Genomic DNA, 20,826 nt, shown 5'->3' on the forward strand with positions numbered 1-20,826 from the left:
GGGATTTAGGCAGAAGCAATTCAATAGAAATCAATAAAGTCAGTTAGTTTTTTTCATAGTGAAGAACATGCGGCCATCCATTCCTTTTCTCTCCATAAGTCCTAGAATATGATCCTCATCGACTTTTCGCATCATATCATGCATAGGTATCGTGTCATAAATCATAGTGGCACTTGATTTCCCTCTGTGTTCCAAGATGCGCAGGCGGGCTTGGGCTTTTGCGGTTATATGTAGTTGTTGGGTGCGGAAGAACAAAGGGGCATCGTAAGCGTTGATAGATTTGAAGTCTGAATCCCAGCATAGTAAAGGATAGACCGTTTCAGAATTAATAAACTCTTTGCCGTACCAGCGTTTTCCTGCATCCATTTCATGCTGTAAAGGATGTTGTGTGTTAAATCCTTGCGCTTCCCATCGGCCGATAAGAGAGTTTATTGATATAGGTGAGAGATTATCGTAAAACTCAAGCAGTTCTTGTGGATCTACCTGATCCAATTTTTTAAGTTTTTCTAATGTGGTTAAGAAGTGCATGAGCTTGATTTAGTAGGGTATGTTTCTGGAGCATGTAATTGGGAAATAGCTTTCCAACATAACTAATACTGAGTATAGAAGTAGGAATATTTTTAATCAATTATTCTTGCTGTGCTTGGCCGCTGATTTCAATGATGGTTACCCCCTCCCGGCAGAGAGCCTAGAAACACTGGTCTTCGGTACAATATTCTTTGAGGAATTGGGTAAAACTAATACCTTCCTGGAACTGCACCTAATTACAAGCCATGATCTTTACCACTGTGAATCAAGTAAATGGCCGTGTCTATGTAGAGTTCATTGTGACCTTGCAGGGTGGTAATTAGGGGGCTCATGTATATTTCAGAAGCTAAGAATAGAAAATATCAAAGAACTACTCAGGTGCTAGGGAAGTCAATCTCTTATACCTTTTCAGGAAACAGTTTCAGGAAGCTGTGACGAAATCTGGTCATATAGCCTGTCAGGGAGGGGTGGATCTGGTGCCCAATGCTGCTGGATGTAATACAAATTGACCATTTGTATTTTTGTACTGCTCAACTGGAATCATCCGGTGCTCGTGAAATTTCTGCTAGAGACTCTGATATCTTCCAAATTTTTACAGAGGTTGGGCATTTTTTATCTTTAGCGGGTGGGAGTAATTTTCTTGCACCAATAATATCCACCTGGGCATTATACAGAACTATAGGAGCATCAGGCCCATAAAGCAGCTGTGTCCATTGTTGGTTTCTATACCTTATAGTTTCTGTTGCATGATTATTGAAGATATGAGCTGCAGGCAGGTCCATACATAGGGTTGCACCCTTAGCCCCCTTGTGGAGGATTAATTTCAATATGTACATTTATCATCCAGTCGTTGTAGCTGGGCAGTTTAATCATCAACAAAAGATGACAAATGTCATATATAGTTGGTGACAGAAATGACTTACCTAATTTCCGCTATTGCCTGATATTACCTATAAATATTATTTCTGCACCGGTATTAAGGTGTTTATGGAGGCTTACATTGATCAAGACAGTTTCTTTAATCGTTGGCGCGATAGTGTTCCTTCTGGTGGTAGTCTGTACTATTTGGGTCCTTACAACACCTCAACTTCCCGAGGATATCCAGAAACGACTTAACCTGAGTCTTGAGAAACCACTACCTGAGCTGATCTCAGGTCAGAGCGGATATGTTCGCTCAGGGAGCCTTAAAATTTGGTATCAGCTTAAAAGGCCAGAGGGGATACCGGTTCGTGGCACTGTGTTACTGATAAACGGTATGGGCTCTTCTTCTTTGTACTGGCCATCTGAAGTCTATGAGCCACTCTTAGCTGCTGGCTATCAAGTACTACTCACCGATCATCGTGGCTGCGGTGCCTCGAGTTGGGTTACCAACTGGACTAAGGAGACTGCTTACGACCTTTCCGACATGATGCGCGATAACCTTGCGGTTATGGACTCCCTGGGGATTAAGCAAGTTCATGTTATGGGCGCCTCAATGGGAGGGATGATTGCGCAAGAAATGGCCCTGCAATTTCCCAATCGCTTGAAAAGCCTTACTTCAATCATGTCCTCAGGTTTTCTCGACGACCCCGAGTTACCCCAGGGAAAAACCTTCAGATACAATATGCTTCGGCTATTTCTTCGCTATGGACTCAGTGGCTCCGATGAGGGTATGGCTAAGTTGATGGTAAGTACTTATCACAGTCTTCAGGGGCAGGGAGGCTTTGATGTTGAACATATTGCACACACTACTCTCTACGAACTACGTCATAGGCAAGGATTTGATCATAATCTGCCAGTCCAGCAATTTACAGCAATCTCTCTTTCTGGCTCGAGATTAGAGCGATTGGAGGGCTTAGAGGTCCCCACTATGGTTATCCACGGTGATAGAGATCCCCTGTTAAGTATTGCTCAAGCCAAAAAGTATGCAGCTCGCATTCCTGGTGCTAAAACGTTGTGGGTAGAAGGTATGGGCCATGCCATGGCACCTGTATATGTGAAAGAATGGATGGAGCATGAAGTACAATTTTTGGAAGCTAATAACTAATGCCGGCATATCACTATTTGCAAAGGTTCTACTCTTTCCCCAAGAATCTGAGAGGTGCTCTGAACTTAGTACCATATTTTCAGATCCTTATATACTTGCCCTTTATTTTTCATACTTTTAGTGAAATTGCTTTTGGGGTAGTAGTGATTTGCCACTTGTTTCTCTTCCCTTTGTTCTTCCTCGTATTTTGGTGCAAAGGAACCAAAGTTACTGGTATTGTCCTGGTGCTAAACCTTTTAGGTGTTATCACTTCTTTTTATTCACTTGCCGGTATCGGTTTCTTTGCCTTTGCGGCTGCAGCTTGCTCGGCGTACAGGCAACTCTATGCATCCCTTGTGTTGCTGTTTGTTGTTACTTTTTCTTATTTGAGTACTGCCTACTTAACTGGACAATCACTATATGTTGTTTTGACGGGACTATTTTTTACAGCTATCAACGGTCTGAACTTTCTATTTCAACTGAGAAAGTACTTATCTAACCTGGTTATTAAACAAAGCCAAAAGGAAATTTCCTCTATGGCAAAGACTTCTGAGCGTGAGCGTATTGCACAAGACTTGCACGATTCCCTCGGTCAGAGTCTTACGAGTATCACTTTAAAGGCGGAGCTTGCCGAAAGGCTTCTCGAAGTTGATCCAGCAACGGCACTGCAGCATATTCTTGATATTAAAAAAATCTCCAGAACAGCGATTACCGAGGTTCGAGAAACGGTATCGAATTATAAAATCAGTACACTGGCCAATGAGCTGGCGAGTTCAAAGTTTGCACTAGAATCAGTGAATATTACCTGTATACATCATATCGAGGCCACAGAAATACCCATTCACGTTGACAATACGTTGGCAATGACTATTCGCGAAGCCACCACAAATATTCTACGTCACAGCCAAGCAAGCATGTGTGAAGTTTCGCTGTGGCTTGATAAGCAACTACTCTCTTTGCATGTTTGTGACAATGGAAAGGCTGTGGGAAAGGTATCTATGGGGCATGGCCTTAGTGGTATGAGCGATCGCTGGAACCAACTTGGAGGCAGTTTGAAAATACAATTCCAGGGTGGTTGTCATATCTACGCCACAATTCCCCTCAAATAAGTAGTTGTATTAAATGATGATTAAAGTGCTTTTAATTGAAGATCAAGCGATGGTGCTCGGTGCATTGAGAGCATTACTTAACTTGGAGAAAGATATTCGGGTCGTCGCAACTGCGAGCAATGGGCGAGAGGCCCTTGAGATTTGCGATAATTGCAGCCCGGATTTGGTAGTTAGTGATATAGAAATGCCTGGGATGACAGGTCTTGAACTCGCAGAGCAATTACAGCGCTTTATAAATCCTCCCAAGGTTGTAATGCTGACAACTTTCTCAAGGAGTGGCTATATTCGTCGAGCACTCAATGCAGGGGTAAGCGGCTACCTTCTTAAAGATGCTCCGCCGAGCCAGCTCGCAAGCTGTATCCGTCAAGTTTCAGCAGGTAAAACTGTCGTTGCTCCTGAATTAGTGCAGCAAGCACTCAATTGTGGGGACAATCCGCTCTCCACTAAAGAGCAGAAGATTCTTCAGCTCGCTTATACTGGGAAAACCACTGAGGATATTGCGCGAGAAGTTTCACTCTCCCCAGGTACCATTCGAAATTATATCCATAGCAGCTGCCAAAAATTGAATGTCAGTAATAGAGTTGAAGCGGCACACTTGGCTCAAAACTATGGTTGGATAGAGCCTACTGAATAAATAAAAGTCGATTGTTTCGCTAGTGTAAAATGGGGGTTGGTAAGCGCTTGAGTTGGTTTTTTGTGTTTTGTTTTTTTCTAGATCGTATATATGTTTAAGATACTCATATAAGCAGAGTTAGCTTTTAAGCATAAATTGATAAATGGCCGCATATATCCCCTACGGGTTATACAGCCATTTGTCAAGCGATCTTTTTTATCTAGATTTAAAAATCAGAATTCGATGATTTCCAGAGTCAGTAACAAATAAGTTGTCTTTATATCCAAAAATTCCTGTTGGTTCCTTTAAAGTCGAAGCAGTAGGTGATTCAGGTTCATCAGGATAGCTAATACCGTTTTGGTTGGCATCATTTGGCTTGAAGCTTACAAAGTCAGCTTGTCCAAGCACTGTGTCTGCTGGGGCGAAATTGCTGGTTGGCCAATTATTCCAGACTAAAACTCTATTGTTCTTCGCGTCGGCAACAAAGAGTTGAATGCCATTTGACCAGATGCCAGTTTCTGGACGATTTAGGGTCTTACTATTTACTGGCCATTCAGTACCGTCCACATCGGGTAGTTCAATATTCCTTTCGCTGAATGAGGGTTGTCCGAGAACAATATCAGCAGGCGCAAAACTGCTGGTAGGAAAATTATTCCAAAGAAGAATTCGGTTATTTCCATTGTCAATAATGGCCAGCTTTTCTCCGTCACTCCAAACATCTGTTGGATCGTATAGGGTGCTTGCTGATAGTTGATATGATATACCACTTTGGTCTACATCGTTTGGATCACAGTTTTCTAACCCTGACTGACCAACAAGGAGATCCGGGGAGGTATAACTACTTTCAGGAATTTGGCTCCATATTAACACCCTGGAATTAGCTGCATCAGTAACCAATATTTTGCCATCAGTAACGGTGGCTCCCCAGTTAATCCAAAGTCCCAGGCTTCTACAGGGGGAGATGTCATAATCTCCAATATTTAAAGTCAGTGTAGGCGCTGCTCCTGCTCCGGATACCACACTATCGTAAATAGAAATATGCCTTTCCCGGTATTGAGAAATTAGCAGGTGTTCTCCGTCAAAACTAATGTCTGAGGGACCGAATAATTCCTGTTCCGGATTTGATAAGGCCAGAGTGTCCAGTCCGTCCTTGCCTATTACTGCATTTGCAGGTGAGCCATTTGTCATAGGAATTGAATTAAAAACTAAGACGCGATTGGACGAAGTATCTGATATAAATAGTTTCCCCTCATCATCGATGCTGACATCACCGGATGGCTGAAAGGCAAAATTTTTAGCATTTATTCCCAAATCTGTGCTGGAGAAGTTATCTTGCCCTATAACGACCTGTGCGGGATCAAAATTCTCAAAGTAAAAGGGAACAGTAAAGCTATTCTCATAAGTGATCAATGGAATCCCTACAAGGTCGTCTATATCAATCTGAATGCTACGATCTTGAGCTGATTTCCAGCCATCTACAGGACTAATCGTTAAGGTATCATCGGGTATATTTGTTTTTGACCAGTTGATTGTATAGTCATCTTCTACGAGAGTACCAGATAAGGCAAGGCTCTCGATATCCATGGTCTCAGAGAAGAGGACATTGATCGTGTCATCTTTCTCCAGGCGAGTGATATCTGGCTCGAAGCTAGTAATGGAAGGGGAGAGCGTATCAATATAGTAGGTGGCAGTTAGCGCTTCGATATCATAGCCGGAATCATCTGTGGCGTTAACTGTTAGGGAGTAGTTCGAAGAGTTGGTCCAGTCTCCCCTGGGATGCAATATAAGCGTATCTTCATCGAGTTGAGAAAGTTCACCGGCCTCTCCCATGCTCCCAGATATGACAATGTTGTCGATCAGAATAGCTTCGCTAAAATCTAAATAGATTTCCTTATCTTTGCCAATAGTACTGCCGCTTAAAGGTGTAAAGCTAACTGTGAAGCGCGAGCTGCCAGCATCGGGGTCGTCCGTTGGAGGTGTAGTGGTATCTCCATCTCCATCTCCAGATCCACTCCCGGAACCATTCCCTGTCCCATTTCCAGAGCCACTCCCACCTCCACTAACTGGTTCGCTTTCAGAATTACTGTTCGCTGACTTGTCACTTCCAGAACTACCTCCGCATCCAGAGAGCAGAGCAGTAACTGCAAGGCATATAATTAATTTTTGAGAATTCACTTTCATACATACTTCCCCATTAACAACAAAGGTTAACCTTCTAGCATTTAAATTAATGTTTTCGCTAGAAAAGTAATTCTAAATTATCTATGTGAATATTGCCTGAATAAGAGGGTTAAGATTTTTCTAAAAAATACACAGAGATACTTGAAATATTCTACCGAGAGTTCTGATTTGTATGTAAGAAATAATAGGAATGGGTAGTCATTACCATTTTCCATCTTACCTAGAAATAAGTAGAATAGTGATTTGGCAGAAAGTAAGGTTTATTTGGCTCTAACAGAGGTTGCTGTAAAATATACATGCAACTTTGTCTTCGGTGAGAAGTGTTTTCGATCTTTATTGAGTTGAGTTGTAGAGGGTTTGATAGGCAGCTAGAAGTGCAAGAGATAGCAGGTATTACTATTTGAAAGTGGCAATTTTTGATCCTAGCCATCAACAGTGGATACCATGGATTAGCTCTGCATTAAGTGAGTGGAAAAAGGTACCTGCAAAGGCGTTATTGTAGTAATTACCCTTGGCGCTCATACTGTACCGCAGATCATACGCTGTAATTAAAGGTTGATAATTCCTAGAGCAATACTGACTTCTCCTGTCAGTATGCAGGAGAACATTCGTAGGCTTCTTACATCTCCATATAGTCATTTGAAAAGCGTCATAAGTTAGCCACCCGTTTTCGACGTTACCCAACCAATAACTAGCCAACTATATAGGTCGATCACTACCGCTAGATATAACCAATCCTTTCCTGATTCGGTGCATCAGAAAACCAGCATGCCAACAGATTGAAGAGTGGTGCTAGAGGCGCTGGCGGTGAATCAGATGCTCTCCCAGTCTGTTAGTTTTCTAAGGTGTAATGAAAGTATCAAGAATTCAGATTTGGATTAAAAATTGTGGTTTTAGGTGAAAGCTGGAAGTAATGATGGTGGTGACGGAGTGGAGTTAGCAGGGCGCTGGAGAAAGGTTGTGCCGACAGTCCTTATGCTGTGTACCCAGCGCTTATCGCGCTCGCTGCAAGCATGTCGCACAGCCTCTTCAACGCTTACGTTATCTTTATAGTGGCTTTCAAAATTTCGATTGAGATTGATCAGTATTTTGATGGAATTTCCAGCTGCTGGAGAATAGGGGAGTATTCTCAGTAAAGGCGCCGCGCTTTCTGGGATCTAAATGTCGACTACTCCAGTCCACAATCTCCAAATGTTGATCCAGTTGAAAGGTAACTCTTTTGGGGTGAGCTTTTATAATGAAAGGTCTCAGGATTATTGAGGCCTTTCAGATAAGCGCTAGCAGATAATTTTCTACTAGCTACTTGTTTTGGTTGGTGACCTTTAACTTAACGCCAAACACCCCATTGGCCGGTTGTACCCGGCTCCTCGCCCCTTGTCCACCATCCGGCAGTCCATGTTTCACCATTGTGGCTAACGATATCACCTGCGGTGTAGATTTCGTTGCTATCCCAAGCTTGAATACTGGGATCTGTGGGATCTGTGGGATCTGTGGGATCTGTGGGATCTGTGGGATCTGTGGGATCTGTGGGATCTGTGGGATCTGTGGTAGTTGATGGTTCAACAGTAAATGAGTAGATCTCGTCATCAACAGTAGAGTCACCGCTTACGGTTAACTTGAAACTTAATTCATGCTGTTCATTTGTTAAGCTTGACGTGTCGATAACCAGTGCACCACTGCTGGGCCCGGTTGCGGTTTCAGCAGGGCTCCCACTTACCTGTGACCATTCCGTATTATTGATATTTCCGACACTTTCTCCCGATGAAAGTACCACTAAATCCCCATGCTCTACTCTAGCTATATCAAGCGGTTTTAAAACCTTAGGTGTGATAGTGGCGATTAATTCACTTCCGTTGCTTGTAATAGTGAATTGACCGGAGGCACGTGAGTCTTTGGAGTTGAAGTAGTTACCATGTAAATCACCCTGGAAGTACATGTAATGATTCATTTCTTCATGCCAGCGACCAATAAAAACATTTCCATTGTGGTTTGATTGGTACCAGCCGGTGACTTGAGAAGCTAAAAGCCTGTCCCAGTCATTCTTATTATCCTCGGTAATTGCCAGCGAAAATGATGAGTGTTCCTCACCATTTTTATTGAATACCGTATAATTGACGGTGTCCCCCACATTAACCGAATCTATACTATTGTCTTCTGGAATAAAGGTGTTGCCTTGAATCAGGTGCGGCTGTGTGGTGCCGGGATCAGGTTCGCTAGGCGGTTCAACATCAGTATTTACAATAGTGATATCACTACAGTTGTAGAAGCCTTCACCAACTGGGTCTACTCGCTGCCAACGTACAAATAAAATTGCATTACCTACCCTGTCTTCTGGAATGGTGACATTCATGCGATATTGACCATTGACGACAGGTACGTCCCCTTCCTCCTGGATAAGCTCAAGGTCATCCCATGCCAGTGGTTGTGACAGGTCTGCTTCCGCCTTCGTAAGGTAAAACTCCCAAAAAGATGGGTTGTGTGGCGCTGTTGCCTGGAATACGTATTCGAATGTTCCCGCATTGACTTCTACACGGGTCCAGGCATCAGTTGCTGCTCCCATTCCTTTTTTCTGCGAGTCATTTGCATAGCAAAGAGTTCCATCAGGAATGGCACTTTTTACAGCGGCAGAATTATTGTAGTCAGGGATGTTAATGGAGAATTCGTTGTGTTGTTGGAAAGGATAAGATCCAGAAATGGATTTTGCCAGGGCACAGCCTGGATTGGATGGTGTTCCAGACCAGATATTGCCTTGATCATAGCAAATTTTTTGCCTGGCTTTTGGAAATTCAGACCAGCCGTGAGCGTGTACTTGTAAGCTGAAAGGTATCAGCAACATTGTCGCAAGCGCGCTTTTTTTTCTTAAAAGCATAAGGTTACTCCTGGTTTACATTATTCTCGTCGATTTATTTAGAACGACTGGAATATTAAGTTCAATTTCCTGGTGAATACTGTGAAATAAGTTGGTGTTTGAGGATGTCGGCCATTCTTTCCTTGTCACCAGGATCAAAAAATTCAGTTAGTAAATAAATAATTGCCCGTTAAAAATTGCTAATAAGACAGACCTTTCACGTGGACATGGGTTCCATGCCATACATGAATTAACATGTTTTAATAAAATTTACGTTTCCATTAATCAATAGTTGCTTGAGTAGTGGGTCAAAAAATGAAATCATTTTTGGTGTTTTGTGACAATGTGATGGCTGTCAAAGAAAATAAAGCATGAAGGGCGGTATAAAAGCTTGAAGTTTATGTGCTAAATACAGAGGGCTCCACGGATTAATGAAAACGAAAAATACACACTAGCCTCATTAGCTTGCCTAAATTGTATTGGAGCAGGAAGGTTTTCTGGGGGGCTGAAAAACCGCATTGTTTGAGGAGGTTTGTCTCATAGCAGCATAGACTATTGCAAAGTAAATTTATTGCACTTTCGATGGTCTAGTCTCTATCTATTCTTTAAGTGAATGTTAATTTATTTGGGTTGAGCTGATAGGGGTTAGGCGAGAATAGGGGGAGTGACAATGACAAACCAATAATTGAGAAGCTTCGGCCTTCAAATATGTAGCGGGCAAAAATTGAACTGTAATTATTTTTTCAATCTATTTGCTTGTTGTATCAGATAAATCGGTCAATAAGTTAATGCTGTAGGCATCAATAGATTCAGGTGCTAGAACTGGTTTGCACATGTCTTTGTGCTTATTTTGTAGACATTGAGTCTCAGGTGGAGCTTATCAGCTGTAGTAGTTCAGACTTGACCTGACAGAGTACCTCCTGAAAGACCAGTAACTGTCAGATCAAGTCTGAACTACTACACATTATAGGTTCCAGTCGAAGCCCTGGTGATAATCACGCCCTCGTAGCGGGCCGTAGATAAAGGCTGCGTCATAGGCACCACTGGCATTCCAGAATAAAGGGCTCTCACCTTCCTCAACCTGGGTGTAATCTGTCAGGTTGTTTCCGCCCAGATACAGGCTCAGGTTTTCAGTGACGTCAAAGGTTAATTTAAGATCTATTGTCCAATAGGCGTCTGCGCTTGTGCTTTTTAAAGTGGAGTCGCCCAACTGATTGAAACCTTCGGAAGCAAATTCATCCAAGTCCCGGGAGCCAACCCAGGTAGCACTGGCGTATAGCATCCAGTAATCGGCTTTGTAATCCAGATTGAATAGTGCACGCTGCTCTACTGAAGCAATGCCAACACTCTATTTGGTGGGTGTCCGGAACTGTTGCTATTGGGATAATCTTCGCCAAGGCGTCACTATAATAGGAACTGGCGCTATACGCCTGGAATTTCCACAGAGCTATGCTGGAATGGGCCGCAGATGCGAGCGCATTGTAATGGTGACTCTAATGTAGGGAAGGGGCCCCACAAAGGTGCGAGTATTTGTTTGGTGACTGCTTGTTTAGAAGCCCCTTTTGTTCAGCAACTTAGAAGCGGGTCTCTAGTGACAGGTGCAACCCACTTATTTCGAGGGTGCCGTTATCAATGTTCTTCCACTGTAGTTTGCCTGCGAAGCGATCGGTAAAATCATATTTCACGCCGAGGCCGTAGGCCAGGTCATAGTCTTTGTCGCTGGATCGGGTGACTATTTCGGGATATATAGAAACAGTTCCCGGTGGGAATCTGAGCTCGCTATCAATACTGGTATAGGCAAGTCCGAGGTAGGCGCTCATGGTAGCTCTGTCGAGTATAGGGTAATGAAATACGGCATTAAGTTGTGCGCTATCTACTTGTATTTCTTCGTAGTTGTTGCTTAATGGGTTTTCATCGAGGCTATCGATAGATTTGTCATTTATTGACGCGAGGTTATAGGTGTAAGTATCGGCTGCCTTGTCATAGTGACTATATCCAGCTTCGACAGAAAAATACGGGTTTATCTGATAGCCAGCATAGATATCAATTGAATTGGATTGATCTTTAAATCGTTCCCCATCAATAAAATCTACAGATAGGTTACTTTTTCCCTCGAAATCTTGCTGGCCGTAACCAACCCCAAAATAGAAGGGGTTCTCCTCAGCAGTTGATAGAGCGGAAATTGCCAGAGCGGGAAGTAGTAAACATAACTTTGAAATTTTCATGTTGATTTGGCTCTATAGTGTAAAAAATTTTGTTTTTTCTTAAATGTCAAAATAGACAGGACCTATACTGGTTTTGAATGAGGGAGAGAGTCAAGGAGTTTTTTTATGGACTTAGCTTTTGTTGTTTTGAAAACAAGATAAAGAAAAATAGGTTTTATTTGATAGGTTTATGTCTTTTTTGTATCTTCTAGAAGATTGGCTTGTCCCTTAATTTATGCTAACCGCTAAATTTTTTATTGGTACGTTCGTGGGGTAGGTAGCTAGGCTCACATACAAAGATCTCTTTACTGTGAGCTGGTAAAGATATGGGGGGCGTGGATGCCTAACTTTACTTGCTTTCCCTTCACTCCTAATACTGTAATCAAGTCATTCGTATCAGTTCTTGGGTTTTCGCCAGTTTGTCGCTTTATGGTCAACCTGCTAGCTTCCTGCTGATTCTTGGGCGTGAGTGGGGAACAGCCGTTGAGGAAAAACCAGTTGCTCATTGGTGTGTCCGTTGTTGAAGGGAGGGATCAATCGACCGCTATCCGAGCGGAAAGTGTTGTGCGGTTGGGCCCGGCTCAGGACGTCACCACTGTGAGGGCCACAAGCGCGATCGTTGCCAGTGTCGCGACGATGGCTATAACGGTCTGAAGCCAGTCGCTCTGGCACGTCTTGTCGATCCAGCCGGAGAACAGCATGAACGGAAGCACTAGCGCGAGTGCGCTGACATTAAGTTAAGAGGCGACCACCGTGTTCGCCGGCGATGGCGTGTTGCCGAGATACGTACTCCATGGCGTTAGATATTGGCCGGCGCCGGTCAGTATCGTCAGGGAGACACCTGCAAAGTTGCAATAGAAGCAGGCTATCGTTACTCCGCAAAAAAACCAGGCGTTGTACGAGTTGAACCGGAGAGACGGCCGGAGCATGACGAAAGCGAGCATGAACACGGTTTCGAGTAGACCGAGCGTGTGTGCCATGCCGATGATCGACGCACCCGGAGCGCTGACAGGAATACCGATTAAGAGTCCGCCGAGAAAAAGAAGGCAGGCGCCCGCCATCATTACGGTGGTCGGCGGAGCGAAACAATGTCGACATGGTCATGGCGGGCTGGACTTTCTAGCTGACATGGCAGGATCATAGTTGAGTGCTGAGGTCGACACCAGCCGGGAGAACAGCTTTGGCATGTAGTGTCGCGCTCCAGTAAGCATCGTTGCCGGTTGTTATTACGTTGCGGACGACTATGAATGGCTGCAGCTTAGGGGGCGTTGAGCTAAGACCCACGGTATGGATGTCTTTGCAGAAATGACTTGGTATTGCTGCCCCCCCTGTATCCGAATACCCACCACCGGGACAAATATGTCGGTATTGTTGGGAAATGCTCTGCTCAATGTCTGTTGGCCACCCTATGTTAAAGGGCGCCGGAGTACATGTAGATTATGTAGTGAGAGACCTTAAGAGTTGTCCATACGTCGGTGTTGTGGTCAAGTCCAACCGAACACCTCTTTAAGCACATTTCTCAAATTCGATAGGGGCCCAGAGTTGTATGTATTCTGCGTGAGTTGTAATAAGTAATATAGGCTCTCATATCGATTATGGCATACTCCCTTGCTGCATGGGATTTCCCGTTAACCACTCCCATTTCAGGCCACTAAAAAACGTTCAGCTGGCGCGTTGTCCCAACAATTTCCATTGCGGCTCATTGAGTATGCCATCCCATGCTGCTTGAACAGTGCTTGGTAAGTATAACTGGCATACTGACTACCTTGATCAGAGTGATGTAAAAAGCCTTTTGGCGGTGTACGCAAATTGGTAGCCATCAGCAACGCATGGCTTACCAAGGCAGTCTCCATCTGGCGACCTAGATGCCAACCAACAATCCGACGCGAATAAAGATCAATCACTACCGCCAAGTACAACCGGCCCTGCACAATCCAGATATACGTAAAATCAGTCGTCCAAAATTGATTTTTAACACTTGATGAGAATTCCCTATTCAGAAGATTATCTGCAATCGGAAGCTGGTGTTTGTTCTCTGTCGTCAACATAAATCGCTTCTTGCGTTTTACTGCCAAACCTAGCTTGTTAATGAGCCTACGCACTCGGTAACACCCAATTTCAAGGCCTTCTTTAGGGTTTCTTTCTCCATCCGCAATTGCTTGATTTCGTGTCGCAACCGACCCAATTCCGCTCACTCGCGGGCATCCCGCGTCGCCGGTTGTTGGGAGTGGTTCCTACAGTCTCTACGGACTTAGAAATCGAGTACCCTTGCTCAGAGACTAGGGCTACGGCGTCTTTCTTTAATTCCGGCTTGAACTGCCGATGTGCACCTTCTTTTGTCATATTTCACCCCGCTTGGTAGTTTTACTATCTTAGCGAAGTGTCTGGAAGTATTAGACCACTACAGGTTCAACCTGGTATAAAGCCACGTCAGGTGTTGCCCAGATTTTTGATGGCTTTGAATTAGGACTTGGAAAGGAAGCAATGGAGGTAAGTGAGCTGTGCAAGTCGCGAGCAAGAGAAGAGTTAGCCAATAAACTTGTAGGTGCTTTTGATTCTGCTGTAAAAATCTATAAAAGAGCTGATTCGAATGTTGTAGCTTTTGCTACTGTAGAGGCTGCTTCGAATCTTTCTTTTGCAGGTGCAAAAGCATTGTTTGGGATTCTAGCGGCCGCTATAGCCAATACAATGTTAGCAAGTATTCCAAGCTTAAATAAACAATATTATAGTGGGTCAACTATGCCCTTGAAGTAATTGTTAAAGAAAAGTGTGGTCAAAAAATAGGTTTCATATGAATTTTTTGAAAGATATTTTTTCTCGTGGGCCAAACTTCCGTAGTGCGAGAAGGATAGAGAAAACACTATCCGGCTCTAAACTTTCTTTCATGCCCCCCCCCTCCAGCGGATCCATTTCCCTCTACTCAAAAATGGGAGGCAGAGACTGGGGAATTTGATATTTATAAGGCTAATATTTTTTGCCCAATTTCATACCGTTCGAGTGATAACTTGGACGATAAAGTCAAATTTCCAGATGTTACGTATCTAAGAGTTGGGGGTTTAAGGGGCTGCCCATTATAGGGGGGGATGGCGGTAAAGTTGGCCTAGTAGTTGCTGTTACTTCAATAGAGGATCTTCCAGTTAATGAAAGTTTATTTGATGCGAGAGTACTGACAAAAGAAGCATATCGCCGATATGAATTGAGAGACCTTCATAACTTTGATCCAGGTTTAAAAAGCGACCCATTTGATTTGACTCAATATCGATGGCCCAACTATTTGGGGCCTGTTAATTGCCAATAGATAAAGCAGGCTAATAAGAGTTGGTTGTACTCTGAAAGTCAGCCTTTGCGAAATAAGCTTGATAAAGTTAGCTGGCATACTGCACTTACAGATAAGCACTTTTTAAGTTTTAGTTTTAATATTGCTCGCTATGCATCGAATGACGGTAATGCATTTCGAGTATGTGAGCGTGTTTCGGGGGAAATTACATTGGGTTTGTGCAGCGTATTATAGATTCTTTAGATTTGAGTCTCACTTATGATTTATCTGAACGCCTTGTTCAAGTTCAGAGGCAGCCAGGAGCTAAAGATAAGCAGATATTATCCTTTACCCCCAAGCAAGTTAAAGATGCAAAGTATGTGATGAGAATGTGGAGTGATTCGGAATACACAGCTCCAGGTAAAAGGGATGATGAGGATCATAGAGCTTCTACTGATGAGGTTTCTAGAATCGTTGATTTGGGTATTAAACCTAGGGAACCTCTGAATAATTCCGAGCCAATTTGGTAGTATTCAGTTATCCGTCAAGGCTACGATAGATTATGCACCAAGTCACCTTTGCTGAAGCAGAATACAATCTAAAGCGCCGTATAACTCGTCGGGAAAAATTTCTTTCTCAAATGGAAGCCCTCATCCCGTGGCAGTGACTAGAAACTCAGATCACTCCTTGTAATCCCCGAGACAAACGTGGCCGACAACTATATTCATTGAGTATCATACTCCGTATTCATTGCATGCAGTTGTTTTACAATTTAAGTGACCCTTCCATGGAAGATGTGTTATATGAGATTGAATCTATGCGTAATTTTTCTGGATTGACTTTGAGCGGCCCAATTCCCGACGAAATAATGATTCTTAACTTTCGCCACTTACTGGAGCTGAATCAGCTAGGTACAGCCCTATTTGATGAAATCAATAAACATCTTGCTGAAAATGGCGTGGGACTGCGTGAAGGCACCATTGTAGATGCCGCTACTATCTCTACGCTAACTTCAACTATGAATAAAAAGAAAGAGCGTGATTCAGAAATGCATCAAACAAAGAAAGGCAATCAGCGGCACTTTGGAATGAAGATGTATATCGGGGTTGAAGACGTGCTCGGAGTAATACATCGCGTAGAAACAACAGCAGCGAGCTCACATGATGTCACAGCCGCAGAGCGAGTCCCCCACGGGGAAGAAGGAAGAGTCTGGGGTGATTCTGGGCACATTGGTGCGGAGAAGCGTGAAGAGTTGAAGGTGCGGGAGATGGATTGGCACATAGCAATGAAGCCGAGCAAGCTAAAAACTCTTCCAGGGCGTGATGTGCTACGTAAGGTAGAAAAGATCAAGGCACAGATAAGAGCGAAGGTAGAGCACCCCTTTCGCTATACTAAACGGGTATTTGGTTATGACAAGGTCCGCTATCGGGGACTGTTAAAAAATACTGAGCGGCTGTGCTTGCTAGCAGGTTTTACCAACTTACTAATAGGGAGAGAATACTTGGCCGCTTAGGGGGTGTGTCTGAAATTCGCCTACCGGGGTTTTCAGGTAAAAAATTAGGGAGCTATTGCGCGGAAATTAAGCGTATTTGCATAGAAAAGTGAGTTTTTTAAAACAATTCAGCTTAATTCTAGAAAAATGCTCCATTGATAAGAGGTTCCTTAGATGAAATATACAAAAGGTGTTTAATTTAATGGTTTGTTTATGCAAATCATGTAAGTCGATTAGTATTTCATATAGGATAATATACGCTATTCTATTTGGGTGGCGATTAAATTTTAAACGGTTGCCACCTAGACAAGAATTACTACTTGGTGTATGAGAGAAATGACGTTGTTAGCGTTTAAAACTTGTGCTTTCTGGTATTTGAAAGGGTGGACGTAGCATATCTCTATAGCTTCCTTGAAGTTTTATGAATTACTCTCTTTCATCAAATGATGGGAGCCGAAGGGAGTGGGCAATAACACACGGTACTTAGGGAGGATTCAGGAGAGTGATACCGGTATAGAAATGACATTTAGGGAAGTGTTGTGGCTTATGATTAAGTACGAGCGTGCTGTTTTTCGTCGTGATTGATTTAATAAAAAAGTAGGTAATTTAAACATGAAACTACCCTCTCCATGTTGCAAATAAAATTATATGACTAAAAAGGGATTTAGTAGCGGTCTTAACTGTATAGATAGTAAAAGTTGGGCTAGAGGCTGATGTTAGCTTTATTTGTCCTCTTTTAATTGTTCAGTTTAAGTAGTAAATAAGCCCCAATTCCCCTGTTGTAGTTGTGTACTTTTTAAAGAATATTTGTAAAAATCGATAGTGCTTAATAAGTTGATGGCTGGCAGCCATCTTACAATGGTTGCTATTCAACACGATGTCCGTGTATAACAAATTGCTAAATTTTGGTACAGATATGTTTAAGAAGGATTTTTTCATTGGTTTCTTAGTCTCTATCCTTGGAGTGGGCTATTCAGCTTCAACTCTCGCTGATATGTCAGGTGAAAAAGAGATTATAAGGATGGGCTGCCACCTTAATGATTCAACTTGTTATGTAACAATTGATGAGGTGGTAGGGCCGGAAGAATGTTCAAAGAATTCTGTTCGTTGGAGTAGTGATGCAGTAAATGGGCAAGAGACTTTAGCTCAGTTGATGGCTGCTTTTCATGCAAAAAAGAAGGTTAATTTTTACTTGGCTGATACGTGCCACTCAGGAGGGTACCCAACATTTGGTTACTTTTATGTTTCCGGCAATTAATCCCATTTGACACTTTACCCCCTGGATATTTTCACTTGACCCTTTCAGGGGGCTGATCAATTCACCCTGTCAGTGTAAATAGCTAATTCAGGTAATGCGGGGTTGAGGTAATCACTAGTCTGTACAGGCAGATTCAATAGTAACCTGTTTCTAACATTGTGAGCCTTTCTAGAGTATGCTGTTTTTTGTGTCGGCATAAAGAGCCATTTTATTCATTTCATATCTTTTTTCCATTTGTCTTAACATCTTACTCGACGGTTTCTTTGGCTTTGGGTGTTTGCTACGTCTTCGTGCTGAGGCTGGACTTGACTACTGAAGTAGCCATCAAAAACTGCTACTTGATCTGGTATTGGTTTTATTAAGTAGGAAAAATTATGCGTGATTGTATAGGCTTCGTAGAAGGATCTGTTGGGAAGGCTTATTAGTGGGGGCTCGTGTTTTGATGTAGAAGAGGTGCTCCTCTTGCTTTCAGTTAATAAGCATGATCGTACTAATATTTAGTTGTGGTTTCTTTGGGGGGAAGTTCGGAGGTGATAAGTACTAGTTTTTGATGTCAATAATTAGGGGCGATAGATGTGTCTATCAAGCTTGGCTGGTCGCTCTAATCACGGGGTTTTTCAAGTCTATAATTCATCTTTCTTGCTTAACCAGGTTGAAACGTAAAGCTACTTTCACATTTAAAACCAAAGCTCCTCTCCAAAATCGGCTGTAGTTTCTTATCCGGAATATAACCCCTTAGCCAGCTGAGCGGCTCTCCGTTGGAGGCGATAAGGAAGCTAAATGGAGTGCCGGGAGTTTCGCCCAGTACTTGTTGAAGCTGTGTGCTTGCCTGAAGCATGGGAAATTCCGGGCGTAGCTTTCGATATTCAGTCAGTAGGGCTTTTCGGGAGCCATTGATACCTAGAGCGATGGGTTGAAACTGTTGGGAGCACTCGCTAGTAAGCCGGTTGAGTGTTCGAACCTGGCGAAAGCACCAGGGGCAGTCAGGTTCAACCAGTAATATCAGGCTGGGTTTCCCTTTGAATTGCTGCAGGTTGATACGCTCGGGGCCGGCGAGGCTGCGCAGTTCAAAATCGTAAAGGGAAATGGCAGCTTCTGTCGCGCCAGCAGGCGCGAACAGAAGTGTGATTAGTGCGAGCCAGGTTCGCATTACAGGTTCCAGTCGAAGCCCAGGTAATATTCTCGTCCACGCAGGGGGCCGTAGATATAGGCTACGTCGTAGGCACCACTGGCATCCCAGAATAGAGGGCTCTCACCTTCCTCGACTTGGGTGTAATCTGTCAGGTTGTTTCCGCCCAAATACAGGCTCAGGTTTTCAGTGACGTCAAAGGTTAATTTAAGATCTACTGTCCAATAGGCGTCTGCGCTTGTGCTTTTTAACGTGGAGTCGCCCAACTGGTTGAAACCTTCGTAGCCAAATTCATCCAAGTCCCGGGAGCCCACCCAGGTAGCGCTGGCGTATAGCATCCAGTAATCCGCTTTGTAATCCAGATTGAATAGTGCACGCTGCTCTACTGGAGCAATGGCAAAAGATTCCCGGAAAACATCGTCGTAATCATAGGTTTCCAGTGTGCCACCGATAGACAAATTTTCGGTGAGCGCATAGCCGAGAGTGATATCGGCAGCACTTACGGAGGCGCTTTCCTGCATCTGGGTAAGCAGTGGTACTCCATCCTCGGTTTCGCTCAGTGCTGCGAGGTTATCGACTTCGGTAAATGCCAGTGACAGGGTGCTGTTGAGGCGTTCTCCCTCGAAGCTCAATGCATAAGTTGCGGATAGAGATTTTTCAAGGTTTTCGATCTCGATAGCAAAGCCATCACCGGCATCAAGAATGCCGTGATCTGTTTCGAAAAAGGATAGGGGGGCTCGGTAGCCTCGTCCCAGCGCTACCCGGGAGGTCCACTGATCGTCGTGCAGATAGCGGAGGTCTATACGCGGGGCCACCACCGTTTCATCGATTTCTGTACCGGGTTTTTGCTCGGCGACAAAGTCGGCTTTGGCGTTGTCCACGCGTATGGCCAGTGCCACTTCAAGATCTGGTGAAACGGTCCAGGTGTCCTGTATGTAGAGGCCGGTAGTTTGGTAGTCGAAACTGTCTTCGATGTAATTATCACTTTCCTCCCCTGCGACAGAGTCGGAACGCATGGATTCATTGCGAAGATCGACACCAAATGTGAGCATGTGCTGATCGTTAAGGATCAAATTGTTGCGCAGGTCGAAGTAGTTGAGTGTGTCTGTAGCGGTGTAATCGAATCCTTCGTAGAAGGAGTCCTGCTTGTGCTCAGACCAGGCGACAGTAAACAGCGTGTTATAGGATTCGCTGAATTCGTGGAGCCAACTTGAGGAAATTTCACTGCGAGTGGTAGAGATCCATTCGGTGGTTTCCCAGGGTTTGCCAATGTATTGCTGCCGCACATCGTCGTCGACAAACAAGTGATTAGATTCCACACCATCGTAGCCTTGCAGGACGGAACCAATGCTGTATCCCTGGGGGCCGCCAAAAATACTGGAGTCGGTATAGGCTGTGCGCAGTACCACGTTGTCCCGATCACCCAGGTCATGGGAGAGGCGAACTACATAACTGGTGTTCTCTTGCAGCGGTGCTTCGCTAACACCGTTGTCATCATTGTCCATCTGGTGGTGCTTATCATCCTGAATGACCAGCGATGTACGGGTGCGTTCATCATCGCTTACATAGCCGCCCATCATGCCTAGGAAATAGCTGTCGTTGTCCTCCATAGAGGCATTGATGTTGAGGCCGGTTTCCTCGACTTCCTTGGAGATGACATTGATGGTTCCTCCGATCGCTTCGGGTGCGAGCAGCGATGCTCCCGCACCTCGGGCCACTTCGATACGAGAGACACCCGTTGTGGCCAGTGCATCCACTGCGTAATAGCCAGCCATCATGGTGTGAAGAGGAACGCCGTCGGTGAGGATGGTGGAATGCTCACCGCGCATACCGTTCAGCATTATTCGTTTAACCCCGCACATGGAGCACTCATTGGAAACCCGAACACCGGGGGACTTTTCAATAGCGTCAGTGAGGTTAACTGCCTGTAGGGATTTGATCAGGCTTTCATCAACAACCTCAGTTTTCTGGATTGCATCCAGCAAGGCTCCGCGCTCATAGAGGCGCTGGCGCACACCGATTACTACGGTTTCCTCCATTACAGTGGGCTGATCTGAAGGAGTTTCATTGGCGAGGGAGGCGGGTACTGCGGCTGCGAGAGCGGTAGCTAGCAGGGTTTTGCGAAACATGAGAGGACTTCCAGCAAGTAAACTGCTGAGTATGATAATGATTCGCATTTGCGGATCAAGTGGGCAAAGGTGGT

17 protein-coding genes and 2 pseudogenes are annotated in these 20,826 nt (G+C 44.1%); 7 read left to right on the forward strand and 12 right to left on the reverse strand.

Annotated features, from left to right (window positions below; all coding sequences use genetic code 11):
• Positions 1 to 39: 39 nt before the first annotated feature.
• Complete coding sequence (locus tag ACJJIN_RS03100) at positions 40 to 528, reverse strand: DUF4334 domain-containing protein (RefSeq protein ID WP_444896836.1); 489 nt, start codon at positions 526 to 528, stop codon at positions 40 to 42.
• A 530-nt stretch (positions 529 to 1,058) separates the two neighbouring features.
• On the reverse strand, positions 1,059 to 1,364 hold the full coding sequence (locus ACJJIN_RS03105; RefSeq protein WP_444896837.1) for a hypothetical protein: 306 nt from the start codon (positions 1,362 to 1,364) through the stop codon (positions 1,059 to 1,061).
• Positions 1,365 to 1,528: 164 nt separating this feature from the next.
• Between ACJJIN_RS03105 and ACJJIN_RS03110 the strand changes: the two genes are divergently transcribed.
• Genes ACJJIN_RS03110 through ACJJIN_RS03120 form a run of 3 tightly spaced genes read left to right on the forward strand, consistent with a single transcriptional unit; the run spans position 1,529 to position 4,276 of the window.
• Positions 1,529 to 2,554, forward strand: coding sequence for an alpha/beta fold hydrolase (locus ACJJIN_RS03110; RefSeq protein WP_444896838.1), 1,026 nt, complete (start codon positions 1,529 to 1,531; stop codon positions 2,552 to 2,554).
• Positions 2,554 to 3,642 carry a sensor histidine kinase gene (locus ACJJIN_RS03115; protein WP_444896839.1) on the forward strand — a complete coding sequence of 363 codons (1,089 nt, stop codon included), beginning with the start codon at positions 2,554 to 2,556 and terminating at the stop codon, positions 3,640 to 3,642. The genes ACJJIN_RS03110 and ACJJIN_RS03115 overlap by 1 nt, the downstream gene beginning before the upstream one ends.
• A 13-nt stretch (positions 3,643 to 3,655) precedes the next feature.
• Positions 3,656 to 4,276 (forward strand): response regulator, encoded by a 621-nt coding sequence (locus tag ACJJIN_RS03120; RefSeq protein WP_444896840.1) that lies wholly within the window; start codon positions 3,656 to 3,658, stop codon positions 4,274 to 4,276.
• Positions 4,277 to 4,471: 195 nt separating this feature from the next.
• Here ACJJIN_RS03120 and ACJJIN_RS03125 read toward each other — a convergent pair whose 3' ends face one another.
• The 8 genes and pseudogenes from ACJJIN_RS03125 to ACJJIN_RS03160 all read right to left on the reverse strand — a co-directional run bounded on the left by ACJJIN_RS03125 (position 4,472) and on the right by ACJJIN_RS03160 (position 13,683).
• Positions 4,472 to 6,436, reverse strand: a complete 1,965-nt coding sequence (locus ACJJIN_RS03125; RefSeq protein WP_444896841.1) for an NHL repeat-containing protein — start codon at positions 6,434 to 6,436, stop codon at positions 4,472 to 4,474.
• Between the two features lie 441 nt (positions 6,437 to 6,877).
• Positions 6,878 to 7,170: pseudogene (locus ACJJIN_RS03130) on the reverse strand (DDE-type integrase/transposase/recombinase); the annotation flags it as partial.
• Between the two features lie 593 nt (positions 7,171 to 7,763).
• A complete protein-coding gene (locus tag ACJJIN_RS03135) occupies positions 7,764 to 9,305 on the reverse strand; it encodes a lytic polysaccharide monooxygenase (protein WP_444896842.1) in 1,542 nt (513 codons plus the stop codon).
• Positions 9,306 to 10,248: 943 nt separating this feature from the next.
• On the reverse strand, positions 10,249 to 10,566 hold the full coding sequence (locus ACJJIN_RS03140) for a hypothetical protein (protein ID WP_444896843.1): 318 nt from the start codon (positions 10,564 to 10,566) through the stop codon (positions 10,249 to 10,251).
• A 292-nt stretch (positions 10,567 to 10,858) separates the two neighbouring features.
• Positions 10,859 to 11,509, reverse strand: a complete 651-nt coding sequence (locus ACJJIN_RS03145) for a porin family protein (RefSeq protein WP_444896844.1) — start codon at positions 11,507 to 11,509, stop codon at positions 10,859 to 10,861.
• A gap of 420 nt (positions 11,510 to 11,929) precedes the next feature.
• Positions 11,930 to 12,160: a hypothetical protein gene (locus ACJJIN_RS03150; protein WP_444896845.1), complete on the reverse strand. Its 231-nt coding sequence runs from the start codon at positions 12,158 to 12,160 to the stop codon at positions 11,930 to 11,932.
• Between the two features lie 65 nt (positions 12,161 to 12,225).
• Complete coding sequence (locus ACJJIN_RS03155; protein WP_444896846.1) at positions 12,226 to 12,552, reverse strand: hypothetical protein; 327 nt, start codon at positions 12,550 to 12,552, stop codon at positions 12,226 to 12,228.
• A gap of 579 nt (positions 12,553 to 13,131) precedes the next feature.
• Positions 13,132 to 13,683 (reverse strand): IS3 family transposase, encoded by a 552-nt coding sequence (locus tag ACJJIN_RS03160; RefSeq protein ID WP_444896847.1) that lies wholly within the window; start codon positions 13,681 to 13,683, stop codon positions 13,132 to 13,134.
• 289 nt (positions 13,684 to 13,972) lie between these two features.
• On the opposite strand from ACJJIN_RS03160, the gene ACJJIN_RS03165 reads away from it, so the two are divergent.
• From ACJJIN_RS03165 to ACJJIN_RS03180, 4 genes and pseudogenes are all read left to right on the forward strand, one after another.
• Complete coding sequence (locus ACJJIN_RS03165; RefSeq protein ID WP_444896848.1) at positions 13,973 to 14,242, forward strand: hypothetical protein; 270 nt, start codon at positions 13,973 to 13,975, stop codon at positions 14,240 to 14,242.
• Between the two features lie 741 nt (positions 14,243 to 14,983).
• The gene (locus ACJJIN_RS03170) at positions 14,984 to 15,274 is read left to right on the forward strand and encodes a hypothetical protein (RefSeq protein WP_444896849.1); all 291 of its coding nucleotides are present in this window, start codon (positions 14,984 to 14,986) and stop codon (positions 15,272 to 15,274) included.
• A 32-nt stretch (positions 15,275 to 15,306) separates the two neighbouring features.
• Positions 15,307 to 16,257 (forward strand): annotated as a pseudogene (locus ACJJIN_RS03175) (IS5 family transposase).
• Between the two features lie 895 nt (positions 16,258 to 17,152).
• A complete protein-coding gene (locus ACJJIN_RS03180) occupies positions 17,153 to 17,494 on the forward strand; it encodes a hypothetical protein (protein ID WP_444896850.1) in 342 nt (113 codons plus the stop codon).
• Positions 17,495 to 18,137: 643 nt separating this feature from the next.
• Here the strand turns inward: ACJJIN_RS03180 and ACJJIN_RS03185 are convergent.
• Both ACJJIN_RS03185 and ACJJIN_RS03190 read right to left on the reverse strand, forming a co-directional pair.
• Positions 18,138 to 18,644, reverse strand: a complete 507-nt coding sequence (locus ACJJIN_RS03185; RefSeq protein ID WP_444896851.1) for a TlpA family protein disulfide reductase — start codon at positions 18,642 to 18,644, stop codon at positions 18,138 to 18,140.
• Positions 18,644 to 20,752, reverse strand: a complete 2,109-nt coding sequence (locus ACJJIN_RS03190; RefSeq protein ID WP_444896852.1) for a TonB-dependent receptor plug domain-containing protein — start codon at positions 20,750 to 20,752, stop codon at positions 18,644 to 18,646. Before ACJJIN_RS03190 ends, ACJJIN_RS03185 begins: the two co-directional genes overlap by 1 nt.
• Positions 20,753 to 20,826 lie beyond the last annotated feature (74 nt).

It is taken from the genome of Microbulbifer maximicatervae (SeqCode), from assembly GCF_052467505.1.

Excerpts from the sequence above, each read along its gene's own strand:
- ACJJIN_RS03100 (WP_444896836.1), bottom strand. The coding sequence starts at position 528 with ATGCACTTCTTAACCACATTAGAAAAACTTAAAAAATTGGATCAGGTA.
- ACJJIN_RS03105 (WP_444896837.1), bottom strand. The coding sequence starts at position 1,364 with ATGTACATATTGAAATTAATCCTCCACAAGGGGGCTAAGGGTGCAACC.
- ACJJIN_RS03115 (WP_444896839.1), top strand. The coding sequence starts at position 2,554 with ATGCCGGCATATCACTATTTGCAAAGGTTCTACTCTTTCCCCAAGAAT.
- ACJJIN_RS03120 (WP_444896840.1), top strand. The coding sequence starts at position 3,656 with ATGATGATTAAAGTGCTTTTAATTGAAGATCAAGCGATGGTGCTCGGT.
- ACJJIN_RS03125 (WP_444896841.1), bottom strand. The coding sequence starts at position 6,436 with ATGAAAGTGAATTCTCAAAAATTAATTATATGCCTTGCAGTTACTGCT.
- ACJJIN_RS03135 (WP_444896842.1), bottom strand. The coding sequence starts at position 9,305 with ATGCTTTTAAGAAAAAAAAGCGCGCTTGCGACAATGTTGCTGATACCT.
- ACJJIN_RS03140 (WP_444896843.1), bottom strand. The coding sequence starts at position 10,566 with ATGCTATACGCCAGTGCTACCTGGGTTGGCTCCCGGGACTTGGATGAA.
- ACJJIN_RS03145 (WP_444896844.1), bottom strand. The coding sequence starts at position 11,509 with ATGAAAATTTCAAAGTTATGTTTACTACTTCCCGCTCTGGCAATTTCC.
- ACJJIN_RS03155 (WP_444896846.1), bottom strand. The coding sequence starts at position 12,552 with ATGATGGCGGGCGCCTGCCTTCTTTTTCTCGGCGGACTCTTAATCGGT.
- ACJJIN_RS03165 (WP_444896848.1), top strand. The coding sequence starts at position 13,973 with ATGGAGGTAAGTGAGCTGTGCAAGTCGCGAGCAAGAGAAGAGTTAGCC.
- ACJJIN_RS03180 (WP_444896850.1), top strand. The coding sequence starts at position 17,153 with ATGTTTAAGAAGGATTTTTTCATTGGTTTCTTAGTCTCTATCCTTGGA.
- ACJJIN_RS03185 (WP_444896851.1), bottom strand. The coding sequence starts at position 18,644 with ATGCGAACCTGGCTCGCACTAATCACACTTCTGTTCGCGCCTGCTGGC.
- ACJJIN_RS03190 (WP_444896852.1), bottom strand. The coding sequence starts at position 20,752 with ATGTTTCGCAAAACCCTGCTAGCTACCGCTCTCGCAGCCGCAGTACCC.